This is a genomic window from Buchnera aphidicola (Pemphigus obesinymphae), assembly GCF_026122815.1.
GTDB classification, from domain to species: Bacteria; Pseudomonadota; Gammaproteobacteria; order Enterobacterales; family Enterobacteriaceae; genus Buchnera_C; species Buchnera_C aphidicola_BJ.
The window spans coordinates 1-307 of the sequence record NZ_JAIWQW010000119.1 but is presented as its reverse complement, the minus strand read 5'-3'; the positions used below and the strand labels follow the sequence as shown (position 1 = coordinate 307).

The 307-nt window shown below is 25.4% G+C and carries 1 pseudogene; it reads right to left on the bottom strand.

The features are described 5' to 3' along the window. Positions 1-307, bottom strand: a pseudogene (locus tag LDP10_RS03385) (glucose-6-phosphate dehydrogenase); the annotation flags it as partial.

The window sequence follows — 307 nt, the reverse complement described above, 5'->3', positions numbered from 1 at the left end:
TATCCCCATCTTCCTTCTATTCCAACTTGTTCAGCAACAGTGATTTGAACATGATCTATAATTTTATTGTTCCAATTATTAGAAAATATAATATTTGAAAAACGTAATGAAAGTAAATTTAATATGATTTCTTTCCCTAAATAATGATCTATTCTAAATATTTGAGATTCTTTAAAATATTTACTGACCTGATTATTAATTTTTTGTGATGTTTTTAGAGATGTACCTAATGGTTTTTCCAGTACTATTCGGGTTGGAGGAAGATTTAATTGATTTTTACTTAAACCTTGACATATAGAACTAAATA